Source organism: Pseudomonas sp. WS 5079 (assembly GCF_012985465.1).
Taxonomy (GTDB): Bacteria; Pseudomonadota; Gammaproteobacteria; order Pseudomonadales; family Pseudomonadaceae; genus Aquipseudomonas.
Genome location: NZ_JAAQWN010000001.1, coordinates 322,452 through 340,133, shown reverse-complemented (window position 1 = coordinate 340,133; position 17,682 = coordinate 322,452). Strand labels below are relative to the sequence as shown.

Here is a 17,682-nt window from a genome sequence, read left to right as displayed (position 1 = left end):
GAGGCCCAGTTAGCACCTGTTCTCTACGCGTCTGCTTCGTTCAGGCCGAGGTTTCGTCAGCTTTTATAGCGGCGTGGCATTAAGTGGTCCGTGAGCAGACGCTGCCCGAGTAATGGCAGGTGCCCTTTGCGGCACCTTGTTTTATCGTAGCCCAGGAGGAGGGCATCAGGGGGATTTTACTCGTTCCAATCCTAGTCGTTCTCGAGAATCCCAACTCCTATAAATACATTCAAACCGTTCAACCATGACATTAAGCACGCTGGATGCTTAAAAAACCATTCTTCCGTGGCCTAAACGATGCACCAGCGCCCAACCGTCTGCCGATCAAGTTCTAAGGTACCGGGAGTTTGTAGTCGAACACTGAGAGTCGGTTTTGCTTTTCAACAGTTGGTTCAGGCTGAAGGCGAAAGGACACCCTGAGCGGTATTTTTCACTTCCAGTGAGAGATAGCTGAAGCCGCTTGGATATTGGCCGCCTGTCAGACGAAAATGCTCCTTACCTCGCTTCGAGAAGACCTGGTGAGAGGGAACATCGGAAGCTCTTTGAGGACTGAGACTCATACTTGAATAAAGCAAAGCGAGACAATTGACTAGCGCGCTTTTTTTTGTGCCTCAATGCAGGTTGTTTTAAGCGTTTCACAGAAACTTGATAGATATCCGCTCAATTTCTTAGCACGATCGTCTTGGGCTTTGAATGGATTAGATGTCATTAGTCTCACGGAGGCCTCTATTTGCGCCTCTGTCTGTGCAGTTCCATATTCGATACAGCTGCTTTCAAAAAAAACAGTTCTCTGGTGAAGGACTTTAGATAGACCTTTATCAAAAGTTTGTCCAAGCAGCACTTGACTGGCCTTGCTCTGGTATTGGCTGTTTATATCGCAAAGCTGAAGCATGTCAATGTCACCCAATCCTCTTAAAACACCTTTCTTAGTAAAATCATTCATTGCTGCAAGTGATTCTGATAGCTCACCACTCATGATCGGCCGAGCTTCAATGTCTTGTTGAGACTGTTGCGCAATCAGTCGTTCCACTCGACTGGAAAGAACAAATTTAACATACCATGGGCTAAAGTACTGGAGTGGCAGGTTGTCAGGTATTTTAGAGAAAGCGATGCTTAGCGGGATTTTCACGCCAAATGGCGCTCGCAAATCAGTCTTCCAATCGGAAAATTCCACTTCTTTAAAATAATCGCTTAAGTACTTGTCATCTGTGGCTATTGCTTGGAGGTGCTGCATCAGTTCCGAAGAGTTTCTAAAACCGATCATCTTTATTTTTAGCCCTGTTTCTGAAAAATATTCAGATAGCTCAGCGCATGCCCTTTCTATTTGAGTTTTGGTGACTTGGTCAGGGCGCCCCAAGTGTTCGTAAATCGCCGCCGGCGATAGCGCCAAGTAAGTCTCGCGATCGCCCCATCCAGTCACAAAGCGGCAGAATGCAGTATATGCCAAAGCTTGTAACTCACGATGTGGCTGAGTACTCCTGTGCTTGTATGATTGTATAATACTGTTATCCAGCACTAAATGAATTGCACCTTCAAACTGATAGCCCGTACCGTAGGTTTCTCCTAAATCCAATACAAGATTGAAAAACTTAAGCGCCTGCTGTTCTGAAAACGCTGCGATTCTGTCCTTGAATTCGATAGCAAAACTCTCGTTTTGTTGGGTAGCGTCGCGCAAGATATACCTCAATTTTAATAGGTTAACTTCATAATCTCGTAGGTAAACTAGATTAGGTTTTTTCGGTCTAGTGCTGATGGCGCAAGAAATGATAGGATCACCGTAGCCGAATGTGACAACACTTCAGGTTTTAATGGAGCATTGCATCAAGGACCTCTGAGGCGCTATGTGCACTGCAAGAGCGTCCATTGACGTGCGCTTAGACAAGATCCCCTGACAGGAAAAGGGTGATTCCATAAAAAACCTGATAGGCATGTCACTGCTGGCCTGCGGTAATCGAATTTGATACATGCATCACTTGATATCGCTTGGTGGCTCAACGCTATATCTTATTACTTGTACATTCAAGCGTCACGGTGTCAGTACTGATGTGCTTTACCTGTGCTAATCGACAGGGCCAAAGATTGGACCTCGTTAAAATACATTTCTAGCCGCGGCCAGAACAGAGCCCTGCGTCACAGGCTTTGAGAGAGGTCAATCCCGCTGTAGATATCTGTATTCAGGTTGCTTCATTACCCCTGAGTGTTAACCTGAAAAACATCCCATTTGCTGCCTGCTGGAGCTGCTTTATGACTCGTAAGGTGATCCTGGAACTTGATCTGAACGAAAATGATTTTGAGGCTCTTACACGACTGATCGAGAATCCTGAAAGCGTTGCTCGAACCATTGCTCCAGATGACGCCAGGGTGCGGAGTCGCTTGATCGATCTGCTAGTACAAATTGGCGATGCCGTTGAGAGGACCCCAGCAGCCGTTGCCCAGTAACCGTGCTGGCCGGCACTTGCTAAGATGCATAGCGGCTCATCCCGCGCAAGGGTGGAGGTGGCGAGGTGGCGACTGCAATGAGTATTTATTGAGCGCCAGTAGCTGCGTTTAATGATCTTTCGATGAGTGCGGATATCTGAACCTGGTGCGGCTCCAGGTGCGGTTGCTGGCCGAAGCCTGGGGGATCACCCATCTTGTATAAGATTGTGCACTCCTGGATATTTAAAGGGAAAACCAGCGCGTCGTCGGTATACATGAATCCGGAGGTGACCTGGAAAATGTATTTCGTTCGTACGCGTCCACCCGGTGCCTGGAACCGCCCGTAGGCTATGGCTATGAGAGGTTGGACGACCCAACGGTCTGTAGCATTGAGCCAAGGCGGTAACGCCATCTGAACATCCACAATGCAAGACGGAGAGCCGTCGCGGTTGCAATCGTCTAAGAATCTCACCAATTCAGTGCTGCAATCAAAACCCTTTATCTGGACACGGGCGTCGCGATCCAACTCATCCAGCACTGCCACGTAGACACGAGCCGTCTCGGGCAAAGCGCTTTTCGTATTTGCTGGCTTAACCATAATCAATCCTCAATGAGCCCTATAGATTGTAGTGCTATAGGATTCAAAAAGGCTTCATCGTTCCTTTTGCATGGTGAGCAAAATGGAATTGAAGGAAGCATTCGCAGAGGCCCTACGGAATATGAGATTACGCAAAGGGCTCACGCAAGAAGACTTTGGCCTGGTCAGCAGCCGAACCTACATCAGTAGTTTGGAGCGAGGTATGAAGGGCGTAACCTTGGAAAAGGTGACTCAGCTCGCAGACAGGATGGAGGTTCACCCCCTAAGCCTGCTTGTAGAATGTTTTAGGGTTCAGTCAGGCGATACGCTGGAAGAGCTTTTTGAGACGATTCGAGGGCAGTTGACTGAAGCAATATGATGGGGCTGTGATGATCAAGGCATTGTGAACGTTAAACGCCCCTTTTGAGCCTATGTCAAAGTTGTCGCCTTAATTGCAGCGCGCCGGATGGGAGGAGGGGGGGGGTAGCTAAGTCGAACCAGGCTTATGCTCTTCAAGATCGGGCAGGACCATCAGCGTGTGTTCATCGTAATGCGGAAAAAACCGCTGCCATGCACGAAGTCCACCCAATTCACCTACGGCCAAGATTATTGCCTTGTGAGAGGCTGTCAGCAAAGCGACTTGCCGCTCTAAGTCCGCTATACGCTCATCTTTCATCGCAAGAGTGGTTATCAAGTGTTGTTGAGAGTTTTTTTTCGCTCGTTCGACCCACTGGTTTCGGACCACTTGCAATTGCTGGTACTGCGCAATCAAGCCGCTGCGATAGGTGTCCCGGGTGAGACTGGAAACGGCACCTAGATTCTCGATTTTACGCACAATGGCATGGGCGGTTATTTTCTCACCGCTGTCCAGCATGGCTTCGAGAACGCGAACGAGATCATCATCAAGCTGACCCGCACTGACGGTGCGGCGGACAGGTTTGCTCAGCACTGACATAATTTCTCCGCTAGTCAGGTAACAGGGCAGCAGCGTGAAGGTAACTAGCCTTCGAACAAGTCTACTTGATGGACCTGTACCGACAAATCTGGACCATCCGGAAAAGGTTTTTCACCCGGTCGGCACGCCAATGCTCGATCAATATTCTCTAAGGTTTTCTTGGCATGATTCAATTGGTTTGTTCTACCAATACTGTCGCTCACGCGAGCCTCAATTTTGTTAACGGCTAATGCAATTTTTTCACGAAGCCCCACCAAATTTTGCTGATGTGTTTGCAAGTCGGTAACACAAAGATGACGGCAACCGCCGTAACACTCTAAGTGTTTTGGACACGGATTGGTTACAAAACTGTTGATGCAAAACCCATAAGGCGTAACGTGAAATCCATCAGCTTCTCCCGCCAGATAGAGAAATGCTGCCTCATCGCCCATTGTTTTCTGAATCTCTCGAAACTCATCAACAACTGGACCGGAAACCTTTCCACTCAGAACCATCGCTAGCACCTGCGAACTGCCTGCCGACAATAAGTCTTGCGCAGCGTGGGGTAAATCCATCGAGGCAAGTTCCTCGAGCAAACTGCGATGATCGTACTGGTACGACTGCTCAACGCTACGACGGCCATAACGTTTAGTTATGATCGTATCAGCCACACCCATCCTAAAGAGTTCACTGTTTTGAACGTGTCGCAGAGAATGACTATTGATGGTAAGGCCTTGATTTTCTTCATCACGCCCATACCGTTGAAAAAATGTGGTGTTTGCACTCTGACTTTTATAATAGTGGTTTCGCAAATCGACCGTATCGAGAATGCCAATAAAACAGTATTTACGAATATCGCACAGCCCGTCATTTCGCCCCTCTGATAGCGCGCGTATGGGCGCAAGAAATAACAGGTCATATGGCGGTATCGAACCTGCAGTGGTGCGCAACGGTTTTAGGGGGGAGAGCTTGGACGGCATTTTTAATCTCACCAGTTGCTCCATCTCCGAGATCTTAAAGTACCCAGTCCTAAAGTTTACCTTACAAGGCGCGCCGGATACTGTGCGAAAAGGGGTAAGCGATTCATAGCCTTTACGCAGCACAGCGAAATATTGACGAACAACATTCTTCAGTTTTCCGCCATGCTCTTTTAATAACAACTGCCGACTTTCAATTTCATCCAGGACACCAATATCGTAATTTTTCCTGTACTGCGCAATCAGTCGAGCTTCCTGGTCATCTTCAAAAACAAACGGGTTGCCGGTCAAACACGGATAGAGGTCCGCAGCAGCCACCAGTTCGTCCGGTTGAAAATCAGCAAAAATCCGATTGAATTCATACTGTTTCTTAAGAGTGGTGCGGAGCGGTTGGGTAAGCAAAAGCACCCGTCCCAGGAACTGAATAATAATCTCTCTGAACATCTCGGGAATGTGCTGGATATCTGGATACAAGAGCTTGCCGTCTTTATCCGAAATACTTCTTTTTTCCACAAAATATTTAAGAGCGATCGATGAGGAAATACCACCATACTCACCTGCGGAAATGCCCTTTTTACTCAGATAAGAAAACTCCTGGCACCAATCGGCTGGTATGAGTGGTGTTTCGCCCATCCGCAGACCACAGAGCACCAGAATTTTGGCTTGCGCAAACCTCAACTCGTCATAAAATGTCTGTGGCTCTTCGGTAAAAACAATCCGGATCAATTCCCAGAATGCATTGTAATCGGGAAGACGTTCAGAGCGTTTGCGCTCCGAAAGGTTTTGTCGAAAATTAGAGATGTCGTCGCGATTGTTTCGGCGTTTAACGCTCACTGCAGGCAGCAAAGGAGTGCGGTCAGTCAGACAATTAAAGTCCAAAACATTTTGTACCGAATTGCTAATTCCTCTGGCCAGCTGGCCGGAAGGCTGTAACAGTGATGCGAATTTAAGTGCAGACGCAATGTGATCAACGCTCAGCTCCCACGGCTCAGCGTTACCGCAACAAGATGCAATGACACGAATGGTTCGCACGATGTACTGACTGGCATGCGCTGCGGATGCACCTTTCACATAAATATAATGAATAGCGCATGCTTTGATTAAGTCTTGCCACGCGTTCGACAGCATCGTCCTTGTGATGGGGGGCAGCCCTTGTGTGCTGCGTTCCGCGTTGATCAACGCCAGGGTTTTTATATCGGTCCCTAAGTCCGCAAGCCAATAAGGGATTCGGGGATTGCCCGCCATACGGAACAGCGGCCATCCTTCACCTTTTTTTACGGTTCCATCAGGTGCAGTGGGGATGTCCCAGTTGACGCCTTTGGAGATGGCGAGCGTTTTATTTTTTTCAATAAAATATCTAAAGTTATTATTCATTATCAACGCCGCCGTTCAGCTCATCAATGACATGTTCTACCCGCTCGAGGACATCTTGCAGTTGCGAATAAGCAGGGGAGTAGCTCTCGCCTCTTGATGCGTTGTAAAATTGCAGTACAACAGGGCGCAAACCGTCACGAACCTCTTCATGAATCTTGGAATTCTGGACCGCCAGGAAACGATCACAGCCATAACATGACAATACCGGATTTTTTGCACATAACCCTTGACCAAGGGTACACATGCCAATTCCCGCTATGGGTATTCCGTGTGGCATACCGCCTATTTGGTGCGCGGGTAGTGCGTTCGATAGGTCCTCCGTACTGATCGTTCGGCTTCTGGCAATACGCTCAATTTTGCTATATATCGGGGAAATGGCCAGAGCGCGATTTACCCGCTCGGCCTGCGTCGGTGATGATTCAAAATAAACCAGCCCAGTCATTGACCAGCTGTGCCCCATGTATTCAGCGAGTTCTTCCTGGGTGGCACCTGCATCCACCATACGCTGCGCAGCGCTGTGCCTGAAATCAGTGCTACTACGTCCATCCAACCCCAGTTCTGCGGTGAGTCTTGCCAGCGATGTGACGACGCCTGCTGGCGTCAGGCCAAACAAGGAATCGGCTAGAGCACCGGGTGATTGGGGGAACGCTTGGCCCGTGGTTCGCCGTCGATGCAACTCTACAAAGAGATTGGTCCACTCGCGTTTTATCTTTCTTAACATCGGTATAGGTGCCGTGCTCTTGCGTTGTTTCCCTCGAAAAAATCGCAACTGCACACTGGCGGTATTTTCAAAATTAAATATCTTCAGATGTTCCACTTTAAGTTTGGCGATCTGCTTGGGGCGCATCGCAAACTGATAGCAAATACACAAGATACAAGCACTAATTAAAAGAGGTGTTTTGGTATGAGCCAGATCATGGCTTGAGGCGTCATTGAGCGTATCCAAAAAATCAATAATTTTCCGGTCTTCATATAGATCAAGAAATACATCACCACTCCGGACGCGGGCGTATTTATCCACGGGATGTTGACGAAGTGATGCAATTCGAGGCCTGGAATCGTTGCTCAGAAACCCCACGCTTTGACCACAACAAAATAACAGCAGCGACTTGAGTGCGTTAAGTTGATGATTGCCACATACTGGAAGTATTTCGTGCTCCCATTTATCAGTCAAGCCAAGTGGCGGAATCGTTGAGAAATCCAACACCGTTAAAATAAGCCTTTGATCAAGTCTTTTCAGTGAGTGAAAATACATACTAAATGTCATGCATGCTAACTCAGAAGTGCAACCAATCAGCCACAACTTAATTAGCTTTACTATTTCTTTATCAAAACAACTGAATTCAAACTCAAGGTGGACACCATTAATGTCCAAGGACCATACATTTTCCTCTGGATTTCTTATGGTTCTCCAGCAGTCTGCAAAATCATCCCAATAACGGATTACGGAGGGCAGGGGAGGCAGGGGGGCCAACGCCTCTAACAGTCTCGCGTCTCCAGGAAAGCCCGACTGACTCCGCTGCATGCGTTACTCCTTCATCTGCCCTTTTTAGGAGCGCAGATGGCTGACATGGACGTCAAATGCATGATTCCAAACGGTGGCTAAGCGATCCTCAAAAAAAGCTCGTGCGTACCGTCGTGGCATATCCGAGGTGCGGGCCCAGCCAAAAAAAGCTCGCAGTCTCTGGATTGCCATCTCGATGTCATCGCCATTTTCTACAAATTGATGAAGCCTAATGGTCGCACACGTATGCCGCATGTCGTGCGGTGTAATACAACCGGCCCCGCGATACTGCTGAAGTGTTTGGCGTGCCTCGGCGGTGAGCTCACGTGTGATCGTGACAAAAATACCATTGACCTGGCGTAATGATAGTGGATTGCCTTCCAGCGAGGAAAATAAGTAACTGTGTCGGGTCGAGGGTCGGTAGCTCTCGACAAAGGTCCTGATGAGGCTGGCCAACGCTTGCGGTACGGGTAGCTGCCGGGCGGCATTGTTGTTTTTTAAGCTAGGTTGTTCCGGGCGTGGATCTCGCTGATACGGATTGTCGCCGACATTCAACCAGTTCACGGTTCCCACAGTTGGGGTGAAGCGCTTTTCGCTTTTTAATGCATCCATCGGCAGCACCAGGGTTTCACCGCGACGTAATCCAAGATGCAACATGAGTAGACATAATACGTAGTTACGCCAGCGTAACGTGTTGTTTCTAAAGGGGTTGCGTACCGAATACGGATCAATGATCTGGTAAAACTCATCCAGCACAGGACTTGGCAAGGCTCGGACAATCTCAGCCGGCGGTGCGGGCGCTATCCCCAGCGAGTCAAACAGCTTCTCCAGGCGCTCCAGACGCATGCTCAGCCGCCAAAGCATGTCGGGATCAGCATGACTCTTCACCAGGCGTTGAACACAACTTTTGACGAAAACGTAGGCCACACGCCAGTTGGGATGGTAGTTGGCTGCAGTCTGGGTGCCATGATTCCTGGCCGTGATGAAAAACGTCTCAAGACAGGCTTCCAGCTCATCGAATTTGAGCTCCGCAATCAAGCGATCAAGGCAGTCAGCCTGGTACAGCCGTTTGGCCGACTGGTACAGCTGTTCGATGACGGACAGCTGGGTTCGTAGTGTGGACGGCGCCAAGCTGGCACCGTCCAGTGAAGACCAGACTGTCGACCAATAGCGCGGTCGTCCACGGTCATCGGTCAGCAACCAACCAATGAGTCCGGATGGCACGGAATTGTCTTTCAAACGAACAATGGGCATAAGCGCAACAGCTGAAGCTGCTCCTTACGGTAGGACGCGTTGCAGTTGAGCCTAGGTAATTTCCTGTGTAACGCAACACTCACGAACAAGCCTTCCCTTCGCATAATGTATATTATGTTAAATCAAGTGGCTGTCGATGAAACTGATTCAATGCAGGTTCTCTTCAGGTCAACGACTACCGCTGCTTGTACAAGCCTAGAGCGGCGCTTTGAGAGCCATATCATCAATGCTCGTTCCGACCGCACTCGTTACCGCAGCCTGACAGATACGCAACTCCAGATCGTTCGCACGCTGAACGTTGCGCACCGAAGGTGAACTGAACGGGACGCCCTTGTTGATCACTTAAACAACGAAACCGCTGCAGTTGGGCCCTTGCGCTCTTGGGTCAGGATAAACAACACACCGACGATAGGAATAATCGCCGCCGCAAATGGAATCGCTTGTGCACCGAAATGGCTGTCAATGACTGCGCCACCAATCATTCCACCCAGGGCGTTGGCAACATTGAACGCCGAGATATTCGCCGTGGCTGCCAACTCCGGCGCTTTACCGCCGTAGTTCATCACCCGCATCTGCAGCGTCGGGACATTGGCAAATGAGGTTACACCAAAGGCAAAAACAGCCAACAGAAACGCGTATGGGTTGCTCGACACTAGGTACGCCACGACCAGCGACGCGATCATCGCCAAAGGCCAGCCAATCAGCGACAGACGCAGGTTGGCATCGGCGGTCCTGCCACCCAGGCTATTGCCGATGACCAGGCCAATCCCAACGATCATCAACACCCACGTGACGTTACCGCGATCGATGCTTGCAACTTGCTCGGCAAAGGGCGCCACGTAACCGTAGAACGTCATGAAGCCAACCCAACTGAGAACGGTAATCAGCAGGCTCGCCAACAAGTTACGGTCACGTAGCCCAGCCAGTTGCCCCATCACGGAGACGGCCTTTTCCTGTCCTTGTCGCTCGATGTTAGTGGCAATCGCCACGGCTGCCACTGCCCCCAATGCCGCGACCACAAAAAACGCTGCGTGCCACCCCAGCGCATTGCCAATCCACGCCCCTGCCGGCACACCCAGTACATTGGCCAGGGTCAGGCCAGCAAACATTTGGCCCACGGCACGCCCCGCCATCTGCGGCGCGACCAAACGCGTGGCAACTACCGCGCCGATCCCATAAAACGGGCCTTGGGTCAGGCCGGCCAGGACACGGCTGATCAGCAGCACGGTGTAATCCTGGCTGAGCGCGGTGATCAGGTTGGCGACGATAAACAGCACCATCAACCCCAGTAACACATTGCGTTTCTCAAAGCGCGATAGCCACAGGGTCAGCAAAGGCCCCCCCACGACAATGGATAGGGCATAGGCAGTGATCAACGATCCTGTCTGGCCTTCGCTGATCGCCAGGCTTTCAGCCACTTGCGGCAGGATACCGGCGATCACAAACTCCGCCGTACCAATGGCGAACGCCGCCAGCGTGAGGATCCATACTTGAAAAGGCATTTTGGTTGAGTCAGTCATCGGTGTTTCTCCACGGGTGCGGTTGGGGGGCTACCAGCTGTTTTCAGAAGAGGGGCCAGGGAAAACGGTCTCTAGCAACTGCCCGCCCGGGGTGCGCAAAAAAATCCGCTGCCACGGATTTCGTGGGGGCGAGTGCCCTCCTCCAGGTCAAAGACTTGAATCAGGAAGTCGCGGATAGCGCGAAGGTCGCGGGTTCGTAGGGTGACGTGATCGATATGCACGATGTCGTTCCTCAAGAGTGAATGCAGAAACGATATCCTTGAAGCCCAAGGCGTAGAATCCATTCAAAAGCACAATCATATTCAGGGAAATCCGGATAATGCTCTTCGAGAACCTCGCGCTGTTTTTATTGATTGTCGAGAAAGGCGGATTGTCGGCGGCAGGCCGCGAGGTCGGACTTTCGCCCACGTCTGTGTCGGAACGGCTCGGGGCTCTGGAAAGGCACTACGGCGCAACCCTGCTGACCCGTACGACACGTTCGATCAGCCTGACGGACGAAGGACGGATGCTGATGGAGGGCGCCCGGCGCCTGCTCGCCGAAGCTGAAGACATCGAGAGCAATATCAAACTGGGCACCGAAAGGATCTCGGGCCTGATACGCCTGAGCGTCCCCGTCGACCTGGGCCGCAACCGCATCGTGCCGATCCTTGATGACTTTCTGCAGGCGCATCCCAACGTCAGCCTCGACCTGAACCTGACCGATGGCTACCTGGATCTCGCGGGGCAAGGGATTGATTTCGCCATTCGATATGGCGCCCTGTCCGACAGCACCCTGCGCGTCAGAAAGCTCAGCGAGGGCCGTAGGGTCGTGTGTGCATCCCCCGCTTATCTCACGGCCCACGGCACGCCCCAACACCCATCGGACCTGGCGCAACAGCAGTGCATCCTGATGCGCTTTGGCAGCAGCATCCACCGTGAATGGCAGTTCCGCGCCGATGGTCGTACATTCAAGGTTCTGGTGTCGGGCAGGCGTATTGCCAATGACGGTGATCAGGTGCGCCAGTGGTGCCTGGCCGGTCACGGCATCTGTATCAAGTCCTACATCGATGTGCGTGATGACTTGGACGCAGGCCGACTGGTCGAGGTGCTGGAGAGCTACTCTCTGCCGGGCGTGGACTTGCAGATTGTCTACCCTTCCGGCCACGTAGTGCCGCGCCGGGTCAAACTGCTGATGGACGAAATCTCCTTGAAGCTGGCAACTTGAGCGCGCTCCAAGGAGATGTTTCAGAGTTGACCTGAGAGCTTGCGCCCTACTGAGCCCAGGCGGAAAAATCCGAGTAGCCACGTTCGGTACCGCCAAATAGCTCGGCACCTTCGAGACCCGCTAACGGGTACCCCTTCTCCAGCCGCAGAGGCAGATCCGGATTGGCGACAAACTTGCGTCCGAAGGCGACATAATCTGCGTAGCCTTTTTCCAGGACCCATTCTGCGAGTTCCAGGTCGTACTTACCGGCCACCACAATCGCATTGCGAAAGCGCTCGCGCACGGCTTGGCGGAAGTCCTCGGGAAACTTGGGGGCATCATCCCAGTCCGCTTCGACCAGGTGCAGGTAGGCAATGCCCTTGCCTTGCAAATAGCTGGTTGCTTCCAACAAGGTGGGCAGAATGTCCGGGCACGCCATGCCACGTGCCGTGAGAAACGGCGCAACGCGGATCGCCGTACGGGCGGCTCCCACTTCATCAATCACTGCATCCATGACTTCCTTGAGAAAGCGCAGGCGGTTCTCGCGCGATCCGCCGTACTCATCTGTACGAACATTAGACGTGGTACGTAGGAACTGGTCGATCAGGTAGCCGTTGGCCCCATGCACTTCGACACCGTCGAAACCCGCGGTCATGGCATTACGCGCAGCCTTACGATAATCGTCGACGATGGCGTGGATTTCGTTACGCTCCAGCGCCCGTGGTGTCGGGCACGGGGCCATGCTGCCGACAGCCGATTCGGCGTCCACTTTCCAGATGCTACCGTCAAACGCAATTGCAGACGGCGCGACCGGCAATTGGCCATTGTGGAAATCAGGGTGCGACATACGCCCTACATGCCACAACTGCAGGAAAATTCGCCCGCCAGCGGCATGCACCGCATCGGTCACCAGGCGCCAGCCGGCGACCTGTTCGTCACTGTAAATACCTGGGGTGAATGAATAGCCCTTGCCCTGGGGCGAGATCTGCGTGGCTTCAGTAACAATGAACGCGGCCGACGCCCGCTGTGCGTAATACACCGCGTTCATGGCGTTCGGCACATCGCCAGGCTGGGTACTGCGCGAGCGAGTCATGGGCGCCATGACTACACGGTTGGGGGTGTGCAGTTGGCCAACAACGCCAGGGGTAAAAAGTGTGGACATCAGTGTCTCCTCGTAGATAGTCGGTGGTGCCAATGACCACAGAATATCTATGAGGGGATTTCTTGATAATCGACTCAGTTCGGGAAATATATTCCGGTGAATCCGGATAATGCGATGGTAGGCAGACGCAAAGCCAGCATGATCAAAAGAAGGTGGGTAACTCAAGCGCCAAAATTAAAGGCAATAGAAATACGCGGACGCGTCCCTTCAAAACGTCTTACGGAATGCATCAGCCACGACGGGAACATAATGAACGTTCCGCTGGTAGCGGCATAAGTCGTACTAAAACCGGCGGTAAGACAATCTTCCACTCTCATGCGCAACGCAGGATTGTAGGTCGATGCAACCATACCGCGTGGGTCGATAAACTCCAGGTCACCGCCAACAGCCGGATCCTCCTCTCGCCCGCCCGCATCCACCCAATAAACCCCCGACCAAAATGCCCCCGGGTGGCCATGCAACGCATTGCTGTGGCCCGCCTGGTTAACGTTTACCCAGGCATTGAGTTTCCATGCAAAACTCGGTTCAGTTAAGCCGTACTGCTCGCTATGCACCGCCGTCAGTTGAGTGGCGAACTCCTTGGCAAAGCCGACCAACGCATCGCAGGCCTGCCCGCCCCATTCCGGGAAGTCGCTGGCCGACTGCCAGCCGCCGTCGTTACTACGCTGCGTGCCGCCCTGATCGCTCGCCATGCGACAGGTGATCAGGGTTTTGAGCTCTGCATTGAGTTCTTCTGCATCGGGGTACTGGAGACAGGCCAGGGGAGTTGCAAACAGTCGCCTGATGTTTATCAGCTCAGGGTTTACCGGGTTATTGCTGGAGTGCATTGAGCGTCGACCAAGTTGCGTTAATTGCAGCAGACCTTACCTGACGAACTAAAGCACATATGTAAACCTTTGTTAAAAATTTATGGACTTCAGTCAAACTACATAAGTTGATCAGCTTTCATCCCGCGGCTAACGATCACGCCTCAATCGCGCGAAGTTCGCAGGTAATTATCAACAGAAACAAGACCGGCTCCCGTGTTAACCCGGCAAACACCACAAAATACTCTGGATACGGTAAACCTATACTTCCAAAGTAATCACGAGACACTAAGTACTCTATAGATCTCAGCAACCACCTGCCTTGTTGCGTCTTCGATCGATCCTTCATTCCGACATAAAACCCAACCGTGATTCGCAACCGCTCGCTCGAACGCCTCGGTACACGCCACATGTTCTTCCAACCTATGGATCACCGTGCTGCTCAGCCCACGCCGTCGCGCCGCAGCCCTCGCCCATGAAACCCCAGGTGCGGTGACAATCCCCACATGCAAGTCCGGTACTTGCACGTTTCGGTCAATGTTCAATTGCAGAACCTCTGCAAACGGCACTATGCGGCGAAACGCTGCATCGGATGGGTACCAGCGATCAATCAACACAATGCTACCGGGTAGCTGTTTAGCCAGGACGTGTTGAGAAATCCACGCACGGCTGTCCGCGAGGCGTTCACAAATCTCCCACTCCAGGTCCCGCGAGGGATTTCTGACCAGCGTGTTAACGAGGGCCATTGTTTCCCGTCTAAAGGGATCGCTTTTTTTCTCGCACAGTCGGATGACCTTTTTGTTGTCCGCCCTTAGTGCTTTGGTAACGGCTTCCAACAGTGTGGTTTTGCCGGTGCCCTTGGGCCCATCCAGAGCAACAAACAGCAGACGATTCATTGCTGCAGTTCAACCAACCGCTGCTTGTAACTGTCGCGCACGCAGGCCTGTTTGTCGTCAGCCTTCCAGCAGTCGTTGCGGCCCTTGATCCAGCCACGTTGTTCGGCCTTGAGCATCTTGGCCTGGCTACCGGCCTTTTTCAGCGCGGCGCTGTAGGTGCTCGCCATTTGGCGATCAAGGGCGCTAAGCGCTTCGCTGGCGCAGATCAGCGTCTCTATTGAGCTGCTCAAGTTCGCGCTGCACTTGAACGAAGGTCCCGTCTGGGCGTGTGCGTCGAGGACAAAAATGGCCACTGGCAACAGCGCCGCTCGGATAAATAAATGCATGAGGGGGTTCCTAACGGTATTTGGTTCGCCTACTAGGATAAGCCTTGATGGATAATGTTTAACCGTCATGTCTTTAAAGCTCCAATGTCCAGGCCAGCAAAGTACTTGTGCGCAATAGTGGCATTTTAGCCAGCCGCTTTCGACATCATCTAACTCTCAAATCAGCTGTGGCACACGTTGCCCCCGGGTAAACTGCCGGCCTGATCCACTTCTTGAATAAAAGAGCCCCCATGAGCCACCTAGACTACACCCCCGACCTCGACCCCGACTCCATCTCATCCGACGTGATCGGCTTCAACGGCATCCTGGTCTCCACCCAAATCCCCGTGCGTGCCGATGGCAGCCTGGAGCTGGGCGATATCACCGTGCAAAGTGAATGCACCTTGCAAGCCCTCAAGGTCGCCCTTGAACGTGCAGGCAGCTCCATGGACCGGGTCATGCACTTGACCATCTACCTCACTGACATGGCCGATCGCGCCGCATTCAACGAGGTGTACAAGCGCTTCTTCGCCCAACCCTGGCCGGTGCGTGCGGCTATTGGCGTGGCCGCATTGGCGGTCGAAGGCATGCGCGTGGAAGTCACGGCGATGGCCGCCAAGGGCTGAGCCCGGCAGGTTATTGGGCATCCAGCGGGTGCCGGTCAGGCGATTCACGGCTACAATGCGCACCTCAACCGTGACAAGCCTGACTAAAAAAACTATGTCCTTGCCCAAGCATCATCTGGAATTGCTCAGCCCTGCCCGCGATGTCGCCATCGCGCGCGAGGCTATCCTGCACGGCGCCGACGCTGTGTATATCGGCGGCCCGAGCTTCGGTGCGCGCCACAACGCCTGCAACGACGTGAGCGAGATCGCCCAACTGGTGGAGTTCGCCCGTCGTTACCACGCCCGCGTGTTCACCACCATCAACACCATCCTGCATGACGACGAACTGGAGCCAGCGCGCAAGCTGATCCACCAGTTGTACGATGCCGGGGTTGATGCGTTGATCGTCCAGGACCTGGGCGTGATGGAGCTGGATATCCCGCCCATCGAGCTGCATGCCAGCACCCAGACCGACATCCGCACCCTGAACCGGGCCAAGTTCCTCGACCAGGCCGGGTTCTCCCAACTGGTGCTGGCCCGCGAGCTGAACCTTCAGGAAATCCGTGCGATTGCCGATGAAACCGATGCCGCCATCGAGTTCTTCATCCACGGCGCGTTGTGCGTGGCGTTCTCCGGGCAGTGCAATATTTCCCACGCGCAAAACGGCCGTAGCGCGAACCGTGGCGACTGCTCCCAGGCCTGCCGCCTGCCCTACACCCTCAAGGATGACCAGGGCCGCGTCGTCGCCTTTGAAAAACACCTGTTGTCGATGAAAGACAACAACCAGAGCGCCAACCTGCGCGCCCTGGTGGATGCCGGCGTGCGCTCGTTCAAGATCGAGGGCCGCTACAAAGACATGGGCTATGTGAAGAACATCACCGCCTATTACCGCCAGCGCCTGGACGAAATCCTCGAAGACCGCCCGGACCTGGCCCGCGCCTCCAGCGGCCGCACTGCGCATTTCTTCCTGCCAGACCCGGAAAAGACCTTCCACCGCGGCAGCACCGACTACTTCGTCAGCGACCGCAAGATTGATATCGGCGCCTTCGACACCCCGACCTTTACCGGCTTGCCGGTAGGTGTGGTGGAAAAAGCCGGCAAACGCGACTTGCAGGTAATCACCCACGAGCCGCTGTCCAACGGTGACGGCCTGAACGTGCTGATCAAGCGCGAAGTCGTAGGTTTTCGCGCCAATATCGCCGAGCCTAAAGGCGAGTTCGAAGAAGACGGCGAAAAGCGCTACCGCTACCGTGTCGAGCCCAACGAAATGCCGGCGGGCCTGCATCAACTACGACCGAATCACCCGCTCAACCGCAACCTCGACCATAACTGGCAGCAAGCGTTGCTCAAGACCTCGGCCGAGCGCCGGATTGGCGTGTCCTGGCAGGCGTGCCTGCGCGAAGACCAACTGCAACTGACCGCCACCAGTGAAGAAGGCGTGAGCGCCAGCACCACCCTGCCCGGCCCGTTCGGCGTGGCCAACAAGCCGGAACAGGCACTGGACACCCTGCGCGACCTGCTTGGCCAACTGGGCACCACCCAGTATCACGCCACGGCGATCGAGCTGGATGCGCCGCAGGCGTACTTCATTCCCAACTCGCAACTCAAGGCCTTGCGCCGCGATGTGATCGAAGCGCTGACCGTGGCCCGTGTCGAGGCCCACCCCCGTGGTGGTCGCAAGGCCGAAACCACACCGCCGCCGGTGTACCCGGAATCGCACCTGTCGTTCCTGGCCAACGTCTACAACCAGAAGGCCCGCGATTTCTATCACCGCCACGGCGTGAAGTTGATCGACGCAGCCTACGAGGCCCACGAAGAAACCGGTGAAGTGCCGGTGATGATCACCAAGCACTGCCTGCGTTTCTCCTTCAACCTGTGCCCCAAGCAGGCCAAGGGCGTGACCGGCGTACGGACCAAGGTCGCGCCGATGCAGCTGATTCATGGCGACGAAGTACTGACCCTGAAATTCGACTGCAAGCCTTGTGAAATGCACGTGGTGGGCAAGATCAAGGGCCATATCCTCGACCTGCCGTTGCCGGGCAGCGGTGTGCAGCAGCAGGTCGTGGGGCATATCAGCCCGGCGGACCTGCTCAAGACCATCCCCCGCGCACCGCACTGACCCACGCCCTTGTAGGAGCCGGCTTGCCGGCGATGGCGATCTGGAAGG

15 protein-coding genes are annotated in these 17,682 nt (G+C 53.4%); 5 read left to right on the top strand and 10 right to left on the bottom strand.

Features of this window, described 5'->3' with window-relative positions; genetic code table 11:
- Positions 1-589 precede the first annotated feature (589 nt).
- A complete protein-coding gene (locus tag HBO05_RS01550; protein ID WP_172311384.1) occupies positions 590-1,675 on the bottom strand; it encodes a hypothetical protein in 1,086 nt (361 codons plus the stop codon).
- 569 nt (positions 1,676-2,244) lie between these two features.
- Here HBO05_RS01550 and HBO05_RS01545 point away from each other — a divergent pair.
- Positions 2,245-2,439 carry a hypothetical protein gene (locus tag HBO05_RS01545; protein ID WP_108182702.1) on the top strand — a complete coding sequence of 65 codons (195 nt, stop codon included), beginning with the start codon at positions 2,245-2,247 and terminating at the stop codon, positions 2,437-2,439.
- 698 nt (positions 2,440-3,137) lie between these two features.
- Entirely contained in the window at positions 3,138-3,374 is a 237-nt protein-coding gene (locus tag HBO05_RS01540; protein WP_262381371.1) for a helix-turn-helix transcriptional regulator, read from the top strand.
- A gap of 108 nt (positions 3,375-3,482) precedes the next feature.
- On the opposite strand, the gene HBO05_RS01535 is transcribed toward HBO05_RS01540, so the two are convergent.
- From HBO05_RS01535 to HBO05_RS01515, 5 genes are all read right to left on the bottom strand, one after another.
- The gene (locus tag HBO05_RS01535; protein WP_108184391.1) at positions 3,483-3,869 is read right to left on the bottom strand and encodes a hypothetical protein; all 387 of its coding nucleotides are present in this window, start codon (positions 3,867-3,869) and stop codon (positions 3,483-3,485) included.
- A gap of 125 nt (positions 3,870-3,994) precedes the next feature.
- Positions 3,995-6,280, bottom strand: coding sequence for a hypothetical protein (locus HBO05_RS01530; RefSeq protein WP_172311382.1), 2,286 nt, complete (start codon positions 6,278-6,280; stop codon positions 3,995-3,997).
- Positions 6,273-7,805, bottom strand: a complete 1,533-nt coding sequence (locus tag HBO05_RS01525) for a site-specific integrase (protein WP_172311380.1) — start codon at positions 7,803-7,805, stop codon at positions 6,273-6,275. The genes HBO05_RS01530 and HBO05_RS01525 overlap by 8 nt, the downstream gene beginning before the upstream one ends.
- Before the next feature lie 24 nt (positions 7,806-7,829).
- Complete coding sequence (locus HBO05_RS01520; RefSeq protein ID WP_172311378.1) at positions 7,830-9,038, bottom strand: tyrosine-type recombinase/integrase; 1,209 nt, start codon at positions 9,036-9,038, stop codon at positions 7,830-7,832.
- Between the two features lie 338 nt (positions 9,039-9,376).
- On the bottom strand, positions 9,377-10,558 hold the full coding sequence (locus HBO05_RS01515) for an MFS transporter (RefSeq protein WP_172311376.1): 1,182 nt from the start codon (positions 10,556-10,558) through the stop codon (positions 9,377-9,379).
- Between the two features lie 319 nt (positions 10,559-10,877).
- On the opposite strand from HBO05_RS01515, the gene HBO05_RS01510 reads away from it, so the two are divergent.
- Positions 10,878-11,762 (top strand): LysR family transcriptional regulator, encoded by an 885-nt coding sequence (locus tag HBO05_RS01510; protein WP_169951618.1) that lies wholly within the window; start codon positions 10,878-10,880, stop codon positions 11,760-11,762.
- Positions 11,763-11,808: 46 nt separating this feature from the next.
- On the opposite strand, the gene HBO05_RS01505 is transcribed toward HBO05_RS01510, so the two are convergent.
- The 4 genes from HBO05_RS01505 to HBO05_RS01490 form a co-directional block, all read right to left on the bottom strand.
- Positions 11,809-12,903 (bottom strand): alkene reductase, encoded by a 1,095-nt coding sequence (locus HBO05_RS01505; protein WP_170041417.1) that lies wholly within the window; start codon positions 12,901-12,903, stop codon positions 11,809-11,811.
- Positions 12,904-13,064: 161 nt separating this feature from the next.
- Positions 13,065-13,730 (bottom strand): TIGR02466 family protein, encoded by a 666-nt coding sequence (locus HBO05_RS01500; protein ID WP_169951614.1) that lies wholly within the window; start codon positions 13,728-13,730, stop codon positions 13,065-13,067.
- A gap of 257 nt (positions 13,731-13,987) precedes the next feature.
- Positions 13,988-14,605: a dTMP kinase gene (locus HBO05_RS01495; RefSeq protein ID WP_169951612.1), complete on the bottom strand. Its 618-nt coding sequence runs from the start codon at positions 14,603-14,605 to the stop codon at positions 13,988-13,990.
- Positions 14,602-14,931, bottom strand: a complete 330-nt coding sequence (locus HBO05_RS01490; RefSeq protein WP_169951610.1) for a lysozyme inhibitor LprI family protein — start codon at positions 14,929-14,931, stop codon at positions 14,602-14,604. The genes HBO05_RS01495 and HBO05_RS01490 overlap by 4 nt, the downstream gene beginning before the upstream one ends.
- 230 nt (positions 14,932-15,161) lie before the next feature.
- Here HBO05_RS01490 and HBO05_RS01485 point away from each other — a divergent pair, with 230 nt between their 5' ends.
- Together HBO05_RS01485 and HBO05_RS01480 are read left to right on the top strand one after the other, a co-directional pair.
- Positions 15,162-15,536, top strand: coding sequence for a RidA family protein (locus tag HBO05_RS01485; protein ID WP_170041419.1), 375 nt, complete (start codon positions 15,162-15,164; stop codon positions 15,534-15,536).
- A gap of 94 nt (positions 15,537-15,630) precedes the next feature.
- Complete coding sequence (locus HBO05_RS01480; protein WP_169951605.1) at positions 15,631-17,634, top strand: U32 family peptidase; 2,004 nt, start codon at positions 15,631-15,633, stop codon at positions 17,632-17,634.
- Positions 17,635-17,682 lie beyond the last annotated feature (48 nt).